A 19,991-nucleotide genomic window follows, 5' to 3' on the forward strand; every position below is an offset into this window, starting at 1 on the left:
CATCAATTTTATTGAATTTAGGATTATAATAATAACACTCTTTATTTAGTCTATATGATAAAATATTTTATGTAGAAATATTTGGGTGAAATTATAAAAAGGGAGAAAAATTATGAAGAAAAAATATTTATTATACATAGTATCTACTATTGTAATAGTAACATCATTAGTATTAATTAGGGAAAAAACACTAAAAAACAATTTAGAAACAGTAACAAAGGCATACGAAAAATTAATTGACTCAAGGGGAGATGTGGAATACGTTAAAGTAACTAAAAATGATGGCTCTTATGAAGAGTATTACAAAGACTCAGAAACAGCAATAGAGCAAAGAGATGAGTATAATAAAAATAATGAACTAAAAGTTAGAGAAATATTTCATAAAAATGAAGGTAAAATGAGTAGTATATATAATGAAAATGGTAAATTTGAAGGTAGTACAACTATACTTTCACCTCAGATAGCAAAAGAAAATAAAGAACTAGAAAATATATCTTTAATGGAAAGTATGTCAAATCAGTACACAACAAAATACTTAAAGGATAAATTTAAAAAAGTTAAAAATGAAGATAGTTCAGTCACAGAATACAAAAGTAAAACAGCTAAAATATATATAAATAAAGATACTGATACTATAACTAAGGTAGAAAGTATTCATCCTAGTGGAAAAAGTGAAGTAATAGAGTATAAAAAACTTAAAAAAGGCGAGAAAGATTTATTTAGAATAGATGCAAAAAATAATTCAAATATAGACCTTAGTAATGTAAAGCTTAAGGAGTATATGCAAGAAGATATTAATTATGAAAATGTAAAAGGATAAATATAAATATGGGAAGATTTGTATAAAAAGGCTACTTTACAGTAGCCTTTTTACATACATTATTAGATAAACAAATAAAAATTTGGGGGATAGAGATATTGAATAGTAATTCAAGAAAAATAATAATGGCAGTATTAATAATTATATTAGGTTTAATAATTGCACAAATAAGATTAAATATATATAAAAAAATAAATAATAATCAAAAAAATATATATCTTAATTGGGATATTAGTCTAGATACACCAGACAATGTAGTAGATATTTTTATAAGTGAGCCATCTTTTCATGGTGATGGTGAAAGATATGCTTATTTAGAATATTCCAAAGAGGATTTAAATAAGGTGAAAAATTTAAAAGAATGGATAATTATAAATAAAGACAATATAAAATCATTAAACAAAAAAATAGAGAAATTTAAAGAACAAGCATTTGAAATGAATAAATCTAACATAAAGTCTTATGAAGAAAATCCAATAAATTTAGAAATAGGGGATAAGTATATATACAAAAAAGATAGTGATGGTAGCTATATAATATTAATATTAAAGGGAAAAGAGAATAGAGTTTATTTACAAGAGTGGAAAATATAGTTTTACAAATGAGACAGAAAAACAGTTTATTCGACAAAGATTTAATTATAATGTTGGTTAGATGACGTAATATAACAATATGAAAAATATAAATGTTAGATACTTGTTGAATATTAAAGATTAGTTTGCTATCATTTGTGTTGTAATCAATTTTTTATATCTATAAAATTATATTCATATTAAAAGGGGGATTTATTATGAAAAAAATTTTTAACAGCTTAATTTTTAAGCTAGTGCTAGCAGTTACTATTGGTCTTATAATTGGTTTTGCGTCTTCAGAGTCTTTGATGAACGTAATAGTTACTCTTAAATACATTTTAGGGCAAGTGATATTTTTCTCAGTGCCACTAATAATAATTGGTTTTATAGCACCATCAATTGCTAGATTAAGACATAATGCTTCTCAATTACTAGGGTTTGCAATTGGATTTGCATATATATCATCAGTAGGTGCAGCTGCATTTTCTGCAATATTTGGTTATATGTTAATTCCAAAACTATCAATCGCTTCAGCTACTGGATCTTTACGTGAATTACCAGAGCTTATCTTCAAATTAGATATACCTCAAGTAATGCCTGTTATGAGTGCTTTATTTTTATCTATAATAATTGGTTTAGCAGTGACATGGACAAAAGCTGATTTAGTTGAAAAATTATTAAACCAATTCCAAGATATAGTTTTAAGCTTGGTGAATAGAATAGTAATACCTATACTACCTTTCTTTATAGCTACAACATTTGCATCTTTAGCATACGAAGGTTCTATAACTAATCATCTTCCTGTATTTTTAAAGGTTATAGCTATTGTTCTTATTGGACACTTTATATGGCTAGCAGTTCTATATATTATTGGAGGTGCTATATCAGGTAAAAATCCAATTGAAGTTATAAAACACTATGGCCCAGCTTACTTAACAGCTGTTGGAAGTATGTCTTCTGCGGCAACATTACCCGTAGCATTAGAATGTGCTAAGAAATCTAAATCTTTAAGAAAAGATATATTAGATTTCTCTGTTCCACTTTGTGCAAATATACATCTTTGTGGATCTGTTTTAACTGAAGTATTCTTTGTAATGGTTGTATCTCAAATTCTTTATGGAAAACTTCCAAGTGTTACTACTATGATTTTATTTATAGTATTACTTGGAATATTTGCAATAGGAGCACCGGGTGTTCCTGGTGGTACAGTTATGGCATCTCTTGGTTTAATAACTAGTGTTCTTGGATTTAATGAAACTGGAACAGCACTTGTATTAACTATATTTGCTCTTCAAGATAGCTTTGGTACAGCTTGTAACGTTGTTGGAGACGGTGCAATAACCCTTATGCTTACCGGAGTTGCAGATAAAAAGAACATAAAAAGTGAGGAAGTTTCTTCTGATTTATCAGAAATTTAATATACGTATAAGTTTATAAATAAAAACAAGCCTTATTAAAAGATATTTTTTATAAGGCTTGTTTTTATTATCGCATAAAATAATTTTGATATAAAATATTAGGATATGGTAAGATAAAACATAAGTAGTAGGTGGAATTATGAAAAAATATTAAGTGAGGGAAACTAATGAACATAAAAATAAGACAAGAAAATGAAAAAGATTATAAAGTAAGCGAAGATTTAGTAAAACTAGCTTTTGAAAATGAAGAATTTAGTGATAAGAGTGAGCATTTGTTAGTAAATAGACTTAGAAAAGGAAACTCTTTTATAAAAGAATTATCTATGGTAGTAGAAGATAATGAAAAGATTGTAGGACATATTTTATTTACAAAAGCACTAATAGATAATGGTAAAGAAAAGTTTGAAACTTTAGCTTTAGCACCACTTTCAGTTTTACCAAAGTATCAAGGTAAAGGTATAGGAAGTAAGTTAATTAAAGAAGGTTTAAAAAAAGCAAAAGAAATGGGATATAAATCAGTTATAGTTTTAGGTCATGATAAGTATTATCCTAGATTTGGATTTATACCTGCAAGTAATTATGATATAAAAGCTCCATTTGAAGTACCTAATGAAGCATTTATGGCTTTAGAATTAATCCCTAATGGTTTAGAAAATATTAGTGGAACAGTAGTTTATGCAAAAGAGTTTCTTATATAATAATTACAACTAATAAACAATCTAAATACTCTATATAGTTAAAATCAATATGTGTTCTAATTTTATAGGAAACTATAAGAATTACAAAACTAATTATATAAGTATAGCGAACTTATGTTAATATAATGGGTGGTAAATCCTCATGCATATTACAAAATGCTTTGCAGTTTGTGGATGAACCAGGATATGCCTGTGCTATCATCAGATTATCATATGCAGATTTTAATAATATAATAGCATCTATAGGAGCAATAGCCTGTGAAAGTATATTAATAAGTAATAATAGGAAAAAATATCAAGAAATAAATGAAGAAAGACAAAGAATTGAAGACTTAAAAGCAATGGTAGTTGAAATGCCTAATTTCATTGGTGGACCTGTAGAAAAAATTGGAGAATTTTTTAGAAAATGAAGTACATTACATAATTAAAGCAACTTCAAATGATAATCCAAATAAAGCTGGATTAGTATATGACAAAGGAAGAGATCCAGGGGATAATGTAGGTATGTTTAGATATGAAGGTAGACTAAGTATCCCACTTACAATAAAAATACATGCAAGGGCGATTTAAGGTGTATATATGAGCAAAGGAATATTAGTAAAATTAATTGATGCAATAAAAGAGAACAACAGAAGAGAAACTATTAAAAAGCAAAACTATAATAAGCAGCAACAGGAAGTGGATTATTTTCAAGTAGGAATAATGACAACAATAATAAATCACAATAAGAAATTCTTGGAGTATATATGTATATTTGGTATACTATGATTTAGATTCAAACATAAAAATATATATTGGAACAAATTAATATAACAACTAAGGAGATTGACAGAATGAAAGAAATAATAAGATTAGGAAAAAAAATAATAAAAATAATGTTTTTTTTATTTATAGTACTGTATATGTGGGGTTTACACTTAGGCTCAAAAGAATATAAAAGAATTGAACCTGAAGTTAAAAAACAATTCAATAATTTAGAATGGAAAATGGATGATACTACATGGTTTGGAAGTGAAGTAGAAACTAAATTTAAAAATACTACTAGAACAACTTTAGGTGTTAAAATTAGTTATAAATTAAAAGATTATGATGGAACAATATTAGAAGAAGGTATTTCAGATGAAGTTAGAATTGAACCAGGAGATACAAAATTGATTGAAATTCCACTTGGATATAAAAATGTATCAGTTGATAATCTTGATTTTAAATTGAATAATTTTTAAAAGGAGAATCTGCATGAATATATATGTTTAAATATAAGATTTATATAGTAAAAAAGACCGCTTAAATTTAAGTGGTCTTTTTTACTATAACTAAAGAAACATAGGTACTTTATTTAAAATTAAAAAACAATAATGCAAATCATTAAAATTAATGAAGATACAAGTTTAAACAAAGTATAATAATAAGATTTCTTATATTTATCTAATTTATAAAGCTTAATAGTTTTTAAATAATTCTCAAAGGCACTAAGAGCATACAGAAAAATTAATACATAAGAGTAATGCATATTCTTAATTGCTACAAGGTAAAGACATATTAAAAGACCAAAAGATAATAGATATCTAAGCTTATTAGGTAAAAGTTTAAGTTCAGTCTCTTTATCAATATTTTTTATATAAAATTTCTTCTTTAAAATAAAACCAATAATAATATCTGAAGCTAATAAAATAAGTACTAATAAGGCCATTTAGGCAAATCTCCCTTCAAGGATATATAATCATGTAAATTAGAATACTTCTAAAATGAATAATAGTATATTTTTTGAGAAAGTTCAACAAAGAGTAACATTGTTTAAGACAAGTTCATAGCTTATATTAGGGGTGCTATTATGAAAATAGAGGAAATTATGAAACAAGTAAAAGACACTATGGACAATTATAATTTGACTTTTGAACAAGCCCTAGAACTATTCAAAGTTCAAAACACTTTAGGAAATTTAGAAAGCTTATGTGAAAAGTTAGATAAAACAAGTGCAGAAATATCAAATCTATCTGAAAAAGTTGATGCTGTAGTAGCAATACTATCATATACAAATTTTAAATAATACAAAAGCACCTGTTTAATTATAGGTGCTTTTGTATTATTTAAAAAATTTAGAAAAAATCGAAATTTGTATTTCATATAAAAAGGAAAAAAGCATATATATGTAAAATATAATAACTAACACAAATATGATATTAAAACTAAAATAGGGGATGTGTATATATGAACATTACAGAAGGAAGGTATAGAATGTTTGAAATATATGCTAAAGAATACAAAAAAATTATGCAAGAAAAAGATCAAAAAAAGATTAATAGACTAGAAGAAAAGATGAATTACATAGATAAAGAATTAACTGATTATACTAAAGAATTTTGCAAGCTAGATTTAGAATTTAAGGAAAATTCAAATGAAATTCCAGACCCTATAAAATATTATATGGAAAATGGTATTGCCTTAAATCCACATAATTACGTAAATAACACTAAATGGGAAGGATTTTGGAAAAAGTGTAGTGGAAAGGATTTAGAATATTTTATATCATACCTAGAATATCCAATTATGTATCCAAAACATGAAAATTATATAGAAAATAATAAAAATTTGATAGATGTGTTTAAAAATGAAACAGGATTTAATAAAACTCCATATGGAGTAATTTGTGCAGAAACTATAAATAAGAAATATTTTAAATAGATTATAAAAAATGAGTTTAAAGATTCGATTTTAAGAAAGTTGGGTAATTAATAATTTTGAAATAAAAGCTAAACAAATCTTCATTATTGACGAATAAATAATAAAGGAATATTTTAGAATAATACCATTATTTACTAAAAGAATAACATGTCGTATAATTGTTGCATATGGAAAATAATGGAAATGAGGATGAGGTGGAGATAATTGAAAAATAAAATTGCATTAGCAACATTAGCTATGTTACCTATAGCAGCCACTAATGTAAGTGCATCTGGACATATAGGAGTCGTGACAACAAGTTCCTTAAATGTAAGAAGCGGAGTAGGAACTAATAATAGTGTTATTTTTACAATAAAAAAAGGTGACCAAGTCGAAATAAAAGAAACATCAGATGGATGGTATAAGATAAGAACTAACTCAGGACAAGAGGGTTGGTCATCTTCTGAATATATATCAACTAGTCAAATTGCAAGCCAAGAATCTTCAACAGGAAATAAGAAAAAAACTACTGATAGAGTAAACTTAAGAAATGGAGCTGGAACTAGTTATAGAGTTATTACCACTTTAAATAAAGGTGAAGTGTTGGAAGTTGTTTCAGAAAGCAATGGATGGGCAAAAGTTAAGCATGATGGAAGACTAGGTTACATTTCTAGTCAGTACCTAGAAAATTTAGGGTCGAGTTCTAGTAATGTATCATCAACAAAAATAGTTGATACAGATACACTAAATGTAAGAAGTGGACCAAGTACTAGCAATGGAATAGTAGGTAAACTACATAAAGGTGAAAAAGTAGGTGTAATATCAGAAGGCAATGGATGGTCAAAAATAAAGTTTAATTCTACTGAAGCATATACTTCTACAATGTATCTAAAAGCAGAAGGTCAGGTTACTGTACCAGAAAAACCATCAAAACCAGATACTACTCCTGAAGCTACTAAAGAAACGAAAGTAGTAAATACATCTTCATTAAATGTAAGAAATGGAGCGGGAACTAGCAATTCTAAAATAGGAAGCTTAAAATTAGGAGAAAAAGTAGAAGTAATATCAGAAAGCAATGGATGGTCAAAAATTAAGTTTAGCGGGTCTACTGGGTATGTATCAAGTCAGTATTTAAGCAAAATAAATACAAGTCCAGAAACACCAGAAAAACCATCTCAACCAGAAACTACTAAAGAAACAAAACAAGTAAATACATCTTCATTAAATGTAAGAAGTGGAGCAGGAACTAATAATTCTAAAATAGGAAGCTTAAAATTAGGAGAAAAAATAGAAGTAATATCAGAAAGCAAAGGATGGTCTAAAATTAAGTTTAATGGATCTACTGGATATGTATCAAGTCAGTATTTAAGTAAAGTAAATACAAGTCCGGAAATACCAGAGAAACCATCTCAACCAGAAACTCCAACACAAGCAAAAGAGGTAAATACATCTTCATTAAATGTAAGAAGTGGTCCAGGAACTAACTATTCTAAAGTAGGAAGCCTTAAGCAAGGAAATAAGGTAGATGTAATATCTGAAAATAACGGATGGTCAAAAATAAAGTTTAGCGGAAAAGATGGCTTTGTATCAAGTGAATACTTAAGCCAAGAAGGTGGCTCTAAACCAGAAAATCCAGTACCTCCTGTTGTAGGTGGAGATAGTGTTCAAATAGTAGATGGTGCTACTGTACATAATAAAGGACTAATTTATTCATTAAGTAATCACGTTGAAAAGCAGATTAATGTGGGTAAAAATGTAATGAATTCAGCTAATGCGGGTAAAAATGACTTAGAATATTTCTTAAATCCTAATAATTTTAGAAATAGTAAAAAGGGAATGATGCAGTTCTTAAGATTAGACAGCTACAAAGGTGGAATAACTGCTGGTGAGTTAAATTCATTTTTAAATGCTCAAAGGCTTTCTTCACAAGGAACTAATGTATTCTATAATCAGGGGCAAGCTTTTATAGATGCTGCTAGAAAATATAATATAGATTTAGTATATCTTGTAGCACATTCTATGTGGGAAACGGGATATGGTTCTTCAACATTAGCACAAGGACAAGTTTTAACAAGCTATAAGGGACAAGCTTTAAGTTCACCAGTTAAAGTTTATAACTTCTTCGGTATAGGTGCATTTGATGGAACAGCTAACCTATCAGGAGCAGAAGCGGCTTATGCAAATGGATGGACAAGTGTAGAAAAAACTATTGAGGGATCTGCAAAATGGATAGCAAATAATTATTTAAAGAGCTCAAAATATGACCAAAATACGGTTTATAAGATGAAGTTTTACTATGAAAATCCAAGACACCAGTATGCAACAGACGTAAACTGGGCAAATGGAATATCAGGTATAATGTATAGATTAATAGGAATGTATGATACAACAAGTAATTTAAAATATGAAATTCCGATTTATCAGGGATAGTATAAAAAATAACTAGATTAATAAAATATTAATCTAGTTATTTTTTATTAAATATTAATTTTATTTTTCGATGTTTGGATTATTATTAAAAATTCTATAAACTATTGCTGATAATAATAAAATGTTTAAGATAAAGCAACCTAAGCCAAGTAATCTTAAATCTTTACTAGTAGTTAATACCCAAATAGTAGTAAAGATTGTGAATAGTACAATTGGAACAAGAGCTACAAAGTATCTTTTTTTAGAAAATAAAACACATATTATAGTTAAAATACAAATAAGAGCAATTGGTAATAAGAACAATCCAGTTTCACTTATAACGACTGGATAATCAGAACTATCAAATAAATAGAATGAAGATGGTATTACCATTCCCATTAAATATATGAAAACCCCAATATTTCCGAATATATCATAGAGAATACTTCCTTTTTTCATTTTAGTCACATCCTTGTAAAGTATTAAAATATAACTAAATTATAACATTAAATTTCATATTACAAAAATATTTTAAACAACATAAAAATTCCCCAGAAAATATAGATTTTAATAAGTTCTATTTTACGGGGGATTTTTTATTAGCGAATTTTTATTTAAAATATCTTTTGTACTTGAAAAATACATCTATATTATGTTCTTTAACAATATTTTTTAAATTACCAAAGTTATAGGTAGCTAGTGCATATTCTCTCATCTTATTAAAAACTAGTTTTTCACTATCATCTTTAAATATTAAAAAGTCTCTTGCTATATCCCAGGCCTTAGACTCTCTAGCAATTAGGTTTTGCTTTAATTTTAAAACACAAAGTTCAAGATCATAAGGTATATTACCTTTATGAAAATCAGTATTATTAATATCTATATCATATTCAATAATTTTATCTACAATATCAGATAATATTTCTGAGTACTCCTCTTTAGACTTAGAAATATCAGGGTCTAATATATGGCCAATTTCATGAGATAGTACAAACTTGGCTATGGATTGAATGTTAGCGGAATTAATAGGGATAACATTTTTATCTACATTTATAAAAGCAAAAAAATTATAACAAAAAGATAAAAATCCAAGTTTTGATGCTAAAATAAGTCTAAAGTTAGGCAGTGTACAAATAGGTATATTTCTGGTTCTAGAGTAATAAAGATATACTTTTTTACTTATGTTAATGTTTGATAAAGACTTTTTAAGTAATTTTTTTTCTCCTAATTCTCGGTAGTAAAGTGCTATTTTTCTATAATTATCTGCATCAAAAGAAGACATGATAACACCGCCTTGCGTTATAGTATTGTATATTATAATATTAAATAAAGTTAGATTTGTAGCTAATCCAATTTAAAATAGTACAGGTATAAAATTAAGTTTTAAAAATCAAAATATTTTGAAAATGTATTACTTAAATATTTTATTAAAATATTGATGTGAAAATTTAGATAACACACTGGTCAAAAGGGTATATACCTATGATATAATAGTTAGTCTATAGAAGGGAGTTGCCTATGGAAAGTGTAAAAGAGTATTTAGATAAATTAGAGATAAATAACAATATACTAGCAAAACAATTAAAAGAAGTTTATATAAAGAAAGTAGTGTATTTTAAAGAGAATAAAATAGTTTATTTTTACTTAACTTCAAAGGATGTAGTATCAAATGAACTTTTAGAATCTTTTAGAGAAGAGTTAAAGGAGAAATTAAATTATTTTAAAGATATAAAATTAAAAATAAGGTACACAGGGCTTGATAGGAAATCAAACAAAGATATAATCAAAAGATACTGGGTAAATATTATGTATATACTAAAAAGCTTGTGCCCGTCATTAGCAGGATGGCAAAAACAAGTTGAATACTTGTGTATAGACGATCTATTAAAAATAAAATTACCTAAAGGTTTATTTTATGATAGATTAATGAAACAAAATATAATTCATGTAATTAAAACTGTATTAGTTGAAGAAATAGGAATGGAAATTAATATAGAAATTGAAAGAGCTGTAGATGAAGAAGTAAATATTGAAAAAATAATTAAAAAAACAGATAGAATAACTGAAGAAAGAATTAGAGAGTTAGAAATAAGTAGCCAAACTAAATCTGAAGAAGAGGAAGAAGTAGCTTATGTTATAAAACCAGAAGTTGATGAAAGTTTAATATATGGTGAAAATGTTCATGCCATGGTAGAAGATATTAAAGACTTAAATAATACCTCAGGGACAGTAAGTGTAATTGGGGAAGTTTTTGATGTTGAAACTAAAGAACTTAGAAATGGAAAGATTTTATTAATAGCTTCAGTTACAGATTATACTAGCTCAATAAGTTGTAAACTTTTCTTAAATGATACTAATAAAGATAGTGTACTTGACCATGTTAAAAAAGGTTCTTATTTAAAAATTAAAGGTGACGTAATTTATGATACTTACCAAAGAGAGCTTACTATGACTATAAGTGGTATAAGAAAAGAACATAAACCTGAAAGAAAAGATTTAAGTGAAAATAAAAGGGTAGAATTACATGCGCATACTCAAATGTCTTCTATGGATGCACTTTGCCCTGTAAAAAAATTAGTAGAAAGAGCAGCTGCATGGGGACATAAAGCAATAGCAATAACTGACCATGGTGTAGTTCAAGGATTCCCAGAGGCTATGAATGCAGCTAAAGCTTCTGGTATAAAAATACTTTATGGAGTAGAAGGATACTTAGTAGAAGACGATGCTTTAATAATAGAAGATGCAAATGATAAGCCATTAACACAAAGCTTTGTAGTATTTGATATAGAGACTACTGGTTTTTCTAATACTAATGATAAAATAACAGAAATTGGTGCAGTTAAAATAGAAAACTTTAAAGTAGTAGATAAATTTAGTGAACTTATAAATCCTCAAAAGGATATATCTTATAAAATACAAGAGTTAACGGGTATAACTAACGATATGGTAGCTGATAAGCCTACAATAGAAGAAGTACTACCTAAATTTTTAGAATTTATTGGAGATAGTGTATTAGTTGCTCATAATGCAGAGTTTGATATGGGATTTATATCAGAAAAATGTAGACAACAAGATATAGAGTTTAATAATAAAAGTGTTGATACATTAACACTTTCACGAATATTACTTCCAGATTTAAAAAGACATAGATTAAACGTAGTTGCAAAAGCATTAGGAGTACCACTGTTAAATCACCATAGAGCAGTAGACGATGCACAAGCAACAGCACTTATATATATAAAGTTTTTAGAAATGCTTGATAAAAAAGGTGCAAATACTTTAAGAGAAGTTAACGATGTATTAGGAAAAATAGATTACCAAAAGTTAGGAACCAATCATATAACATTAATCGTTCAAAATTATACAGGACTTAAAAATCTTTATAAAATAGTTTCAGATGCTCATGTTAATCATTTTTACAGAGCACCTAGAATACTAAGAAGTGTGCTACAAGAACATAAAGAAGGAATAATTATAGGCTCTGCTTGTGAGGCAGGTGCTGTATTTAGAGCAGTTAAGAAAAATGTTCCTGATGAGGAAATGGCAAAGATAATAGAAATGTATGATTACATTGAAGTTATGCCAATAGATAATAACCGTTTTATGATTGATAAAGGTGAAGTAAGTGATGAAGAAGAGTTAAGAGATTTAAATAGAAAGCTCATAGAAACAGCATATAAATTTGGTAAAATACCAGTTGCCACAGGTGATGTTCACTTTTTAGATAAGCATGAAGCAGTTCATAGAAAAGTGTTAAAGTACTCTCAAGGATTTAAGGTTGAAGATGAAGAAACTTATCTTCATTTTAGGACAACTGATGAAATGCTAGAGGAATTTAAATACTTAGGTGAAGATTTAGCTTATGAAGTAGTAGTAACAAACACTAATAAAATTGCAGATATGGTAGAGGTTATAAAACCAATACCAGATGATACTTATCCTCCAGTAATAGAAGGATCAGACGTAGAACTTAGAGAAATGTGCTATGAAAAAGCTAAAAGAATATATGGAGATCCAATACCAGAGGTAGTAATAAATAGACTTGATAGAGAATTAAATTCTATAATAGGTAATGGATACGCAGTGATGTATATAATATCTCAAAAGCTAGTTACAAAGTCACTAAGCGATGGATACCTGGTTGGTTCAAGAGGATCTGTTGGTTCATCATTTGCAGCTACGATGAGTGACATAACAGAGGTTAATCCACTTCCAGCTCATTATATTTGTGATGATCCAGAGTGTAAGTACTCATACTTCTTTGAAATTGGAGAGTATGGTTCAGGAGTTGACTTACCTGATAAGGATTGTCCGAAATGTGGCAAGCCACTTAGAAAAGATGGACATGATATACCATTTGAAGTTTTCCTAGGATTTGAAGGGGACAAAGAACCTGATATAGACTTAAACTTCTCAGGAGATTATCAGCCGGTAATTCACAAATATACAGAAGACTTATTTGGTGAAGGTTATGTTTATAGAGCAGGTACAATAGGTACAGTAGCAGAAAAAACAGCCTTTGGATATGCTAGAAAATATATAGAAGAAAATAATATAAATGTACCAAGTGCAGAAGCATTAAGACTTGCTAATGGATGTACAGGAGTTAAAAGAACATCAGGGCAGCATCCTGGTGGAGTTATGGTTATACCTCACTATAAAGATGTATACGACTTTACTCCAATACAGTATCCAGCAAATGATACATCTTGTGGAGTAATAACAACACACTTTGACTACCACTCAATAAGTGGTAGAATACTGAAACTTGATATACTAGGGCACGATGCTCCGACCATGATAAGAATGTTAGAAGATATTACAGGAATTATTGCAACAGATATTCCGCTAGATGACCCAGAGACAATGTCACTATTTACATCAACAGATGCATTAGGTGTAACACCTGAGGAGATAAACTGTCCAATAGGATCTCTAGCAATACCTGAGTTTGGTACAAAGTTCGTTAGACAAATGCTACTTGATACTAAGCCAACAACTTTTGCAGCATTAGTTCGTATATCTGGACTTTCTCATGGTACCGACGTTTGGTTAAATAACGCACAGGACTTAGTAGTGGCTGAGGTAGTTGGAATAGATGATGTTATATCAACTAGAGATGATATAATGAACTACCTTATATTTAAAGGACTAAAGCCTAAAAATGCCTTTACAATAATGGAAAACGTAAGAAAAGGTAAAGGACTAAAGCCTGAACATATAGAAGAGATGAAGGAAAATGATGTACCAGAATGGTATATAGGTTCATGTCAAAAGATAAAGTACATGTTCCCTAAGGCCCATGCTGTTGCTTATGTTATGATGTCATTTAGACTTGCATATTGTAAGGTACATCATCCTGAGGCATTTTATGCAACTTACTTTACAACTAAAGCAGAGGACTTTGATGCAGATTTAATAGTAAAAGGACTTCCTGCTATAAAAGCTAAGATACATGAAATCGAAAGTTTTGGAAATGATGCAACAACAAAAGAAAAGAATATGCTTACAGTACTAGAAGTAGCTCTTGAAATGTATGCAAGAGGATTAAAAATACTTCCAGTAGATATATATAAATCAGATGCAACGAAATTCCAAGTTGCAGGAGAAAAAACATTACTTCCACCAATGATAGCTCTACAAGGAGTTGGGGAAAATGCAGCGATAAATATCCAAAAAGAAAGAGAAAATGGAGAATTTATTTCAAAAGAAGAATTAAGAAAAAGAACTAAGATTTCAAAGACTGTAATAGAAACACTTACAGTTCATGGTTCACTTGAAAATATGAGTGATGAAAACCAATTATCACTATTTTAAATAAAAACAGGTATTGATAAAAAATACAATACCTGTTTTTATTTGTTTAAAAAGAATAAGTACAATTTGTATATTACAAATTTGTAAGGAAATTGAGATATAAATCGATTATACATAATTATAAAATCCTATATACTAAGTTACTGTAAAGAGGAAAAAGGAGGTACACAAATATGTCTAAAATATTAGAAGTTAAAAACTTAAAAAAATCATATGGAACTAAAAAAAATATACAAACAGTGTTAGATGGTATAGACCTTGAAATAAACAAAGGAGAATTTGTAGGGGTAATGGGACCTTCGGGTGCTGGTAAAAGTACTCTTTTAAATATTGTTTCTACAATAGATACAGCATCAAGTGGAGAAATAAATATAGAAGGAAAAAACATAACTAATTTAAATAACAAACAAATATCTAAGTTTAGAAGAGAAAGTTTAGGATTTATATTCCAAGACTTTAACTTACTAGATACTTTATCTGTAAAGGATAATATTGCATTACCATTAGCCCTTGCTCGTGTTAATGCAAATGTGATAAATAAAACTGTAAAATCAATAGCTACGACACTAGGAATTGAATCACTACTTGATAAATATCCTTATGAAATATCAGGGGGGCAAAAGCAAAGAACTGCTTGTGCTAGAGCTATAATTACAAAGCCTTCACTAATATTAGCTGATGAACCTACAGGAGCACTTGATTCTAAATCATCTACGGACCTTTTAAATGCTATGACTAGCTTAAATAAAGAACAAGATGCAACTATAATGATGGTTACTCATGATGCATTTGCTGCTAGTTATTGTAAAAGGGTTTTGTTTATAAAAGATGGATTAATATTTAAAGAATAATAAGACATGAGTCTAGAAAAGAATTCTTTAAAGAAATTTTAGACGTTTTATCATTGATAGGTGGTGGTGATAATGGTCTTATTTAATATAGCTAAAAAAAATATAGAGAAAAATTTAAAAGGGTATTTCTTATATTTTTTCTCTATAGTATTTACTGTATGTATATACTACTCATTTAAAAACTTACAGTATAACCCGGCTATAGATAGTGCATTAGCAGGAAGTAGTAAAGCTTCTACTGCTTTTAATTCTGCTTCAGTTGTAATTGCTTTATTCTCAGTACTATTTATATGGTACTCAAATAGTTTCTTTATAAAGAAAAGGAAAAAAGAAATTGGGTTATATGCTCTTTTAGGAATAGAAAATAGAGAAATCGGGATTCTTTTATTCTTTGAAACATTAATAATAGGAGCAGTTTCACTAATAATAGGAATAGTGTTTGGAATTATATTTTCAAAACTTATGTTAGGAATACTTTTAAAGATTATCGGATTAAATTTAAGTATACCTTTTTACGTATCATTTAAAGGAATATTTGATACACTTGTACTTTTCATATTTGTATTTTTAGTGATTGCTTATCAGAGCAATAGAATAATTTACAAGTTTAAGCTTATAGATTTATTTAAAGCTTCAAGTGTATCGGAAAAAGCTAAAAAGGGATCAAAGTTATTGGCTATAACATCAATAGTTCTTATAGGGTTTGGATACGTAAATTATATTTCAGTTTTAAAAGGAATGGATATAGTAGTGTCAGCTATGATTACCTTATTTACAGTTGTATTAGGTACATTTTTATTCTTTAGCTCATTTATGTATTTTGTAATTAGAAAGAAGAAAAATCAAGAATCAAACTATTACAAAGGACTAAATATGATATCTACATCTCAATTACTTTATAGAATAAAAAGTAATGCGAAGATGTTATCTATAATATCAATATTAAGTGCAACTACTTTAACCGCTATAGGTATATCTATGACAACATACTTTATGAGTTCTGAAAACGTAGATAGCATTGCTCCATTTTCTTATACTTTAAAAATTGATAATAAAGATTATATAAAAGAATTTGAAGAAACTTTAAGTAATTCAAGTAATCATAAATTACTTGATAAATCTAAATTTACTTATATAACATTACCAGAAGTAAAAAATAATTCAAATTCTGATTATCTTGAAGAATATGAAATAATTTCTTTATCAAACTTAAATCAATTATTAAAGATAAAAGGTGTTAAAGAGGCAAGTAATATAAAAGATAGTGAATTTATTCATGTATATCCTAAATATAACGACTATCGAGCTAAGTCAGTTGTTGATATAGATCATAATGGGACTACATTTAAATTAAATCTTAACTCTAGTATAGATGAAAAATTATATAATACAGAAATACCTCAAAATACTATAGTTGTATCTGATAGTACTTTCGAAAGTTTAAAATCAAATAATAAAGTAAATAACTACTATTTATATGATATATCTAATGAAAAAGATAGTGAATATTTTAATAATAAAGTTTTAAAATTAACTGAAAAATATGCAGTTGGAGAATATGAGAAGCCTTCTAATAGCTTAGTAAATTCTTATTACTCAACATTTAAAGATATATTCACAACTTCTGGAATAATGGTATTTATAGGAGTCTTTGTGGGGTTAGTATTTTTAGTTTGTACTGGTAGTGTTATATTTTTCAAGCTACTATCTGAGGCTCAAGATGAAGCACCTAGATATAATGTATTAGATAAAATTGGGGTAGATACTAGTGATGTAAAGTCATCTGTTTATAACCAAGTTGGATTTAATTTCTTCGTACCATTATTAATAGGAAGTATTCATAGTATTGTAGCAAATTATGTTGTATGTAAAATGTTTGGTCAAAATTTAATATTTGTAATGGCTTGGACACTTATACCTTACTCAATAATCTATGTAGTTTACTACTTGCTTACATCTAAGTTTTATTTTGATATAGTTACTAAAAAAATTAAGGAGAATTTAATATGAAAAAAATAATATCTATTGCAATAGCAATTTTAATAATACTAGGGGGAGCATTTTTCGCTTTAAGAACAGTGTTATTCCCTGTTAAATATACATCTGATATAAAGAGTATTTCTAGCGAATACAAGATAGACCCGTATATATTAGCTTCACTTGCACACTTTGAATCAAGATTTGATGATAAAAAATATGAGAAAAATTCAAATAATGGGATTTTAAGATTTAGTGATGAATCTTCAACTAAATTAGCAAAAGAGTTAAATATTAATAATTTTAAACCTGAGGATTTAGTTGACCCCAAAACTAGTTTAAAACTAGGAGCATATTATATATCTAAGTTTAGTAATGAAGGTTTAAGCAAAGTAGTTCAAGAGTGGAATGTTAAAAATGGAGAGGAAGCTAACTTTGATAGAAGAGACTATGCAAAGCAGTACTATCTTCCTAAAATAGAAAAGAATATAAAAATATTTAAATTTTTATATCCAGATTTAAAAAATTAAATTTATCTCTTTTTATAATGATTTTAAAAGATAAATAATTATAATACGTAAAAGGTATTGGCTAAATAGTCAATACCTTTTTATTTAAATTGCATTAGAATATACTATTCTAAATTACTACTTTCATTAACTTCATTTTTAATTAAACTAGGTTTTAAATACATTGTTCCTAACCCTAAAAGCATTCCAATTATTGCAGGTACTACCCAACCTAGACCTTGAGAGTATAAAGGTAATTTACTAAATAAATCTGAAAGATAACTTAATTTTATTCCTACTTGACCTAAAGTATCAACGACGCTTACTACACCAGTAAATAGTATTGTAAATTTATAAACTAAAGTATTTTCTTTTATAAACTTATCAAACATTGATAGTAATATAAGCATTATTGAGATTGGGTATATCGCATTTAATAGAGGTACTGATACAGCTAGTAGCTTTGTTAATCCTAGGTTAGCAAGGGTCATACTAGAAACAGATAAGATTCTAACCCAAGATTTATAAGATACTTTATTAGTAAGAGTTGCAAAGTATTGGCTACAAGAACTTATAAGCCCAACACTAGTTGTCAAGCAAGCTAATGTAAATGTAGCTGCTAACAATAATGCTCCTGGTTTACCGAAAATATGCGTTGTAACATTTGTTAAAGTTTGAGCTCCATTTTCAGTAGCACCAAATCTAAAACCACTAGTTGCTCCTAGATGAGCAAGTAACGAATATATTATTACCAATAAAGTTCCTGCTATAAGTCCTGCTTTTATAGTTGCTGAAACTACGGCTTTTTCATCTTTTACCCCGTTAGATTTTATTGCTAGTGCTATAACTATACCAAAATTTAAAGCTGCTATTGTATCCATAGTTAAATACCCATCTAAAAATCCTTTGACTAACGGATTAGCTAAATAATCTTTGCTAGGCTCTCCATAACTACCTAAAGGTCTAAATAAAGATCCTAAGAAAATAACAAGTATTAAGAGTAACAAAGTTGGAGTTAACACTTTACCCATACGGTTTACTAACTTTGTTGGAGAGAGTGAAAGCCAATATGCAACTGAAAAGAAAATAAATGTAAATAAAAATAATGCAAGAGATTTTGGAACACTTTCTGGTAAATAAGGTGATACTACCATTTCGAAAGGTAAACTTCCAGCTCTTGGTATACCTAAACCAGGTCCTATTGATAAATATATTAAAATAGTAAAAACTATTGCAAAACTATTATTAACTTTCTTAGCTAAGTTAGTTAACCCACCTGACTTAGCAACAGCAATCACGCCTAATATAGGAAACCCAACCGCTGTTATAAAAAATGATGCCATTGCTATCCATGTGTTATGTCCTGCTGATTGCCCAAGAAATGGTGGAAATATTAAGTTTCCTGCTCCAAAGAATAAAGAGAAAAGCATTAATCCTATAAATAATAAATCTTTTTTTGATAAATCGTTCATTTTTATATCCTCCTGTTTTAATTATATTTTTCAGTAATTCATTATTTCACCTTCAATGTCCATTAAAATTCCCCCTTTCAAGAAATAAAAAAACCGCCCCTTGTAAAATACAAGGGACGGATTATCCGCGTTACCACCCTAGTTCCACAAAATTAGGTTATAAAAAATAAACCTTTTCGTGGCTCTTAGTTACGTATCTATCAATACGCTTACCTTTTAACGGTGGAAGATACCGGCAATACTTACTTAAAATACGTTCAGCATTGCTTCTCAGAGATGATTTTTCAGTATAATTTGAACATTGGTTTTCAGCAAACACCAACTCTCTGTGGAACAAAATAATACTTACTTTTTCTCTTCATAGAATTTATTTCCTTTAAATTTATTAATCTAATAATATAGACTATTTTTAATTATGTCAACATAAAAAATAAATTTTTTATATTTTAAAATTTATTTTAATAATCAATTAATTTAAAGATACGTTGACCGTATAATTAAAATATATTTTTCTACTTTTAAATTCAAAAAATAATATAAATACGCATAATATCTTAATTATTTACAAAAAATTCCATTCGTGTTAATATAAAATGTAAAATTAAATATTAAATAAAATTAAATTAGCAAACCCGGAGTGATTCGGCGACGCAAAGCTATAGGGACTTTTTATTAAAGTCAGCCAGTTGCATAAATTTTGTACCTTTGTATATTAGAATAAGAGTGTTAACTGGTTTATGTTAACGCTCTTTTATTTTTTGTATTACGTAAAGTGGATTTTAATAAT

18 protein-coding genes, 1 pseudogene, 1 riboswitch and 1 other annotated feature are annotated in these 19,991 nt (G+C 27.9%); of the genes and pseudogenes, 15 read left to right on the top strand and 4 right to left on the bottom strand.

The window, feature by feature from the left end; translation table 11 throughout:
* The first annotated feature begins 112 nt into the window (after window positions 1–112).
* From BN899_RS02780 to BN899_RS02815, 8 genes are all read left to right on the top strand, one after another.
* The gene (locus tag BN899_RS02780) at window positions 113–820 is read left to right on the top strand and encodes a hypothetical protein (protein ID WP_042272660.1); all 708 of its coding nucleotides are present in this window, start codon (window positions 113–115) and stop codon (window positions 818–820) included.
* A 98-nt stretch (window positions 821–918) separates the two neighbouring features.
* Entirely contained in the window at window positions 919–1,413 is a 495-nt protein-coding gene (locus BN899_RS02785) for a hypothetical protein (RefSeq protein ID WP_042272663.1), read from the top strand.
* 197 nt (window positions 1,414–1,610) lie between these two features.
* Entirely contained in the window at window positions 1,611–2,810 is a 1,200-nt protein-coding gene (locus BN899_RS02790; protein WP_042272665.1) for a dicarboxylate/amino acid:cation symporter, read from the top strand.
* A gap of 167 nt (window positions 2,811–2,977) precedes the next feature.
* Window positions 2,978–3,508 (top strand): GNAT family N-acetyltransferase, encoded by a 531-nt coding sequence (locus tag BN899_RS02795; protein ID WP_042272668.1) that lies wholly within the window; start codon window positions 2,978–2,980, stop codon window positions 3,506–3,508.
* 125 nt (window positions 3,509–3,633) lie between these two features.
* Complete coding sequence (locus tag BN899_RS02800) at window positions 3,634–3,918, top strand: hypothetical protein (protein ID WP_147568478.1); 285 nt, start codon at window positions 3,634–3,636, stop codon at window positions 3,916–3,918.
* On the top strand, window positions 3,896–4,078 hold the full coding sequence (locus BN899_RS02805) for a hypothetical protein (protein WP_042272673.1): 183 nt from the start codon (window positions 3,896–3,898) through the stop codon (window positions 4,076–4,078). Before BN899_RS02800 ends, BN899_RS02805 begins: the two co-directional genes overlap by 23 nt.
* A gap of 9 nt (window positions 4,079–4,087) precedes the next feature.
* On the top strand, window positions 4,088–4,276 hold the full coding sequence (locus BN899_RS02810; protein WP_042272676.1) for a hypothetical protein: 189 nt from the start codon (window positions 4,088–4,090) through the stop codon (window positions 4,274–4,276).
* Window positions 4,277–4,341: 65 nt separating this feature from the next.
* Entirely contained in the window at window positions 4,342–4,731 is a 390-nt protein-coding gene (locus BN899_RS02815) for a hypothetical protein (RefSeq protein ID WP_042272678.1), read from the top strand.
* A gap of 119 nt (window positions 4,732–4,850) precedes the next feature.
* Here the strand turns inward: BN899_RS02815 and BN899_RS02820 are convergent, their stop codons facing one another.
* A complete protein-coding gene (locus BN899_RS02820) occupies window positions 4,851–5,198 on the bottom strand; it encodes a hypothetical protein (RefSeq protein ID WP_042272680.1) in 348 nt (115 codons plus the stop codon).
* A 141-nt stretch (window positions 5,199–5,339) separates the two neighbouring features.
* Between BN899_RS02820 and BN899_RS02825 the strand changes: the two genes are divergently transcribed.
* The 3 genes from BN899_RS02825 to BN899_RS02835 all read left to right on the top strand — a co-directional run bounded on the left by BN899_RS02825 (window position 5,340) and on the right by BN899_RS02835 (window position 8,599).
* Window positions 5,340–5,555, top strand: a complete 216-nt coding sequence (locus BN899_RS02825) for a hypothetical protein (RefSeq protein WP_042272682.1) — start codon at window positions 5,340–5,342, stop codon at window positions 5,553–5,555.
* Between the two features lie 161 nt (window positions 5,556–5,716).
* Window positions 5,717–6,190, top strand: coding sequence for a hypothetical protein (locus BN899_RS02830; protein WP_042272685.1), 474 nt, complete (start codon window positions 5,717–5,719; stop codon window positions 6,188–6,190).
* Between the two features lie 204 nt (window positions 6,191–6,394).
* A complete protein-coding gene (locus tag BN899_RS02835) occupies window positions 6,395–8,599 on the top strand; it encodes an SH3 domain-containing protein (RefSeq protein WP_052356532.1) in 2,205 nt (734 codons plus the stop codon).
* Window positions 8,600–8,659: 60 nt separating this feature from the next.
* Here the strand turns inward: BN899_RS02835 and BN899_RS02840 are convergent, their stop codons facing one another.
* Window positions 8,660–9,037 carry a hypothetical protein gene (locus tag BN899_RS02840; protein WP_042272688.1) on the bottom strand — a complete coding sequence of 126 codons (378 nt, stop codon included), beginning with the start codon at window positions 9,035–9,037 and terminating at the stop codon, window positions 8,660–8,662.
* Between the two features lie 151 nt (window positions 9,038–9,188).
* Window positions 9,189–9,860 (bottom strand): hypothetical protein, encoded by a 672-nt coding sequence (locus BN899_RS02845; RefSeq protein ID WP_042272691.1) that lies wholly within the window; start codon window positions 9,858–9,860, stop codon window positions 9,189–9,191.
* Window positions 9,861–10,096: 236 nt separating this feature from the next.
* On the opposite strand from BN899_RS02845, the gene BN899_RS02850 reads away from it, so the two are divergent.
* From BN899_RS02850 to BN899_RS02865, 4 genes and pseudogenes are all read left to right on the top strand, one after another.
* The gene (locus BN899_RS02850) at window positions 10,097–14,395 is read left to right on the top strand and encodes a PolC-type DNA polymerase III (protein ID WP_042272693.1); all 4,299 of its coding nucleotides are present in this window, start codon (window positions 10,097–10,099) and stop codon (window positions 14,393–14,395) included.
* A gap of 173 nt (window positions 14,396–14,568) precedes the next feature.
* Window positions 14,569–15,332: pseudogene (locus tag BN899_RS02855) on the top strand (ABC transporter ATP-binding protein).
* A complete protein-coding gene (locus tag BN899_RS02860) occupies window positions 15,319–17,256 on the top strand; it encodes an ABC transporter permease (RefSeq protein ID WP_042272696.1) in 1,938 nt (645 codons plus the stop codon). The pseudogene BN899_RS02855 and the gene BN899_RS02860 overlap by 14 nt, the downstream one beginning before the upstream one ends.
* The gene (locus BN899_RS02865) at window positions 17,253–17,753 is read left to right on the top strand and encodes a transglycosylase SLT domain-containing protein (protein ID WP_042272698.1); all 501 of its coding nucleotides are present in this window, start codon (window positions 17,253–17,255) and stop codon (window positions 17,751–17,753) included. Before BN899_RS02860 ends, BN899_RS02865 begins: the two co-directional genes overlap by 4 nt.
* Before the next feature lie 104 nt (window positions 17,754–17,857).
* Here BN899_RS02865 and brnQ read toward each other — a convergent pair whose 3' ends face one another.
* Window positions 17,858–19,204: a branched-chain amino acid transport system II carrier protein gene (gene brnQ, locus BN899_RS02870; RefSeq protein WP_042272701.1), complete on the bottom strand. Its 1,347-nt coding sequence runs from the start codon at window positions 19,202–19,204 to the stop codon at window positions 17,858–17,860.
* 109 nt (window positions 19,205–19,313) lie between these two features.
* Window positions 19,314–19,575 (bottom strand) — a binding site (T-box leader).
* Between the two features lie 244 nt (window positions 19,576–19,819).
* Window positions 19,820–19,898: riboswitch (cyclic di-GMP riboswitch) on the top strand.
* Window positions 19,899–19,991: the final 93 nt, after the last annotated feature.

This window comes from Faecalimicrobium dakarense (assembly GCF_000499525.1).
GTDB lineage: Bacteria > Bacillota > Clostridia > Peptostreptococcales > Peptostreptococcaceae > Faecalimicrobium > Faecalimicrobium dakarense.

Excerpts from the sequence above, each read along its gene's own strand:
- BN899_RS02830 (WP_042272685.1), top strand. The coding sequence starts at position 5,717 with ATGAACATTACAGAAGGAAGGTATAGAATGTTTGAAATATATGCTAAA.
- BN899_RS02820 (WP_042272680.1), bottom strand. The coding sequence starts at position 5,198 with ATGGCCTTATTAGTACTTATTTTATTAGCTTCAGATATTATTATTGGT.
- BN899_RS02800 (WP_147568478.1), top strand. The coding sequence starts at position 3,634 with ATGGGTGGTAAATCCTCATGCATATTACAAAATGCTTTGCAGTTTGTG.
- BN899_RS02845 (WP_042272691.1), bottom strand. The coding sequence starts at position 9,860 with ATGTCTTCTTTTGATGCAGATAATTATAGAAAAATAGCACTTTACTAC.
- BN899_RS02840 (WP_042272688.1), bottom strand. The coding sequence starts at position 9,037 with ATGAAAAAAGGAAGTATTCTCTATGATATATTCGGAAATATTGGGGTT.
- BN899_RS02795 (WP_042272668.1), top strand. The coding sequence starts at position 2,978 with ATGAACATAAAAATAAGACAAGAAAATGAAAAAGATTATAAAGTAAGC.
- BN899_RS02860 (WP_042272696.1), top strand. The coding sequence starts at position 15,319 with ATGGTCTTATTTAATATAGCTAAAAAAAATATAGAGAAAAATTTAAAA.
- BN899_RS02865 (WP_042272698.1), top strand. The coding sequence starts at position 17,253 with ATGAAAAAAATAATATCTATTGCAATAGCAATTTTAATAATACTAGGG.
- BN899_RS02810 (WP_042272676.1), top strand. The coding sequence starts at position 4,088 with ATGAGCAAAGGAATATTAGTAAAATTAATTGATGCAATAAAAGAGAAC.
- brnQ (WP_042272701.1), bottom strand. The coding sequence starts at position 19,204 with ATGAACGATTTATCAAAAAAAGATTTATTATTTATAGGATTAATGCTT.
- BN899_RS02790 (WP_042272665.1), top strand. The coding sequence starts at position 1,611 with ATGAAAAAAATTTTTAACAGCTTAATTTTTAAGCTAGTGCTAGCAGTT.
- BN899_RS02815 (WP_042272678.1), top strand. The coding sequence starts at position 4,342 with ATGAAAGAAATAATAAGATTAGGAAAAAAAATAATAAAAATAATGTTT.
- BN899_RS02780 (WP_042272660.1), top strand. The coding sequence starts at position 113 with ATGAAGAAAAAATATTTATTATACATAGTATCTACTATTGTAATAGTA.
- BN899_RS02825 (WP_042272682.1), top strand. The coding sequence starts at position 5,340 with ATGAAAATAGAGGAAATTATGAAACAAGTAAAAGACACTATGGACAAT.
- BN899_RS02850 (WP_042272693.1), top strand. The coding sequence starts at position 10,097 with ATGGAAAGTGTAAAAGAGTATTTAGATAAATTAGAGATAAATAACAAT.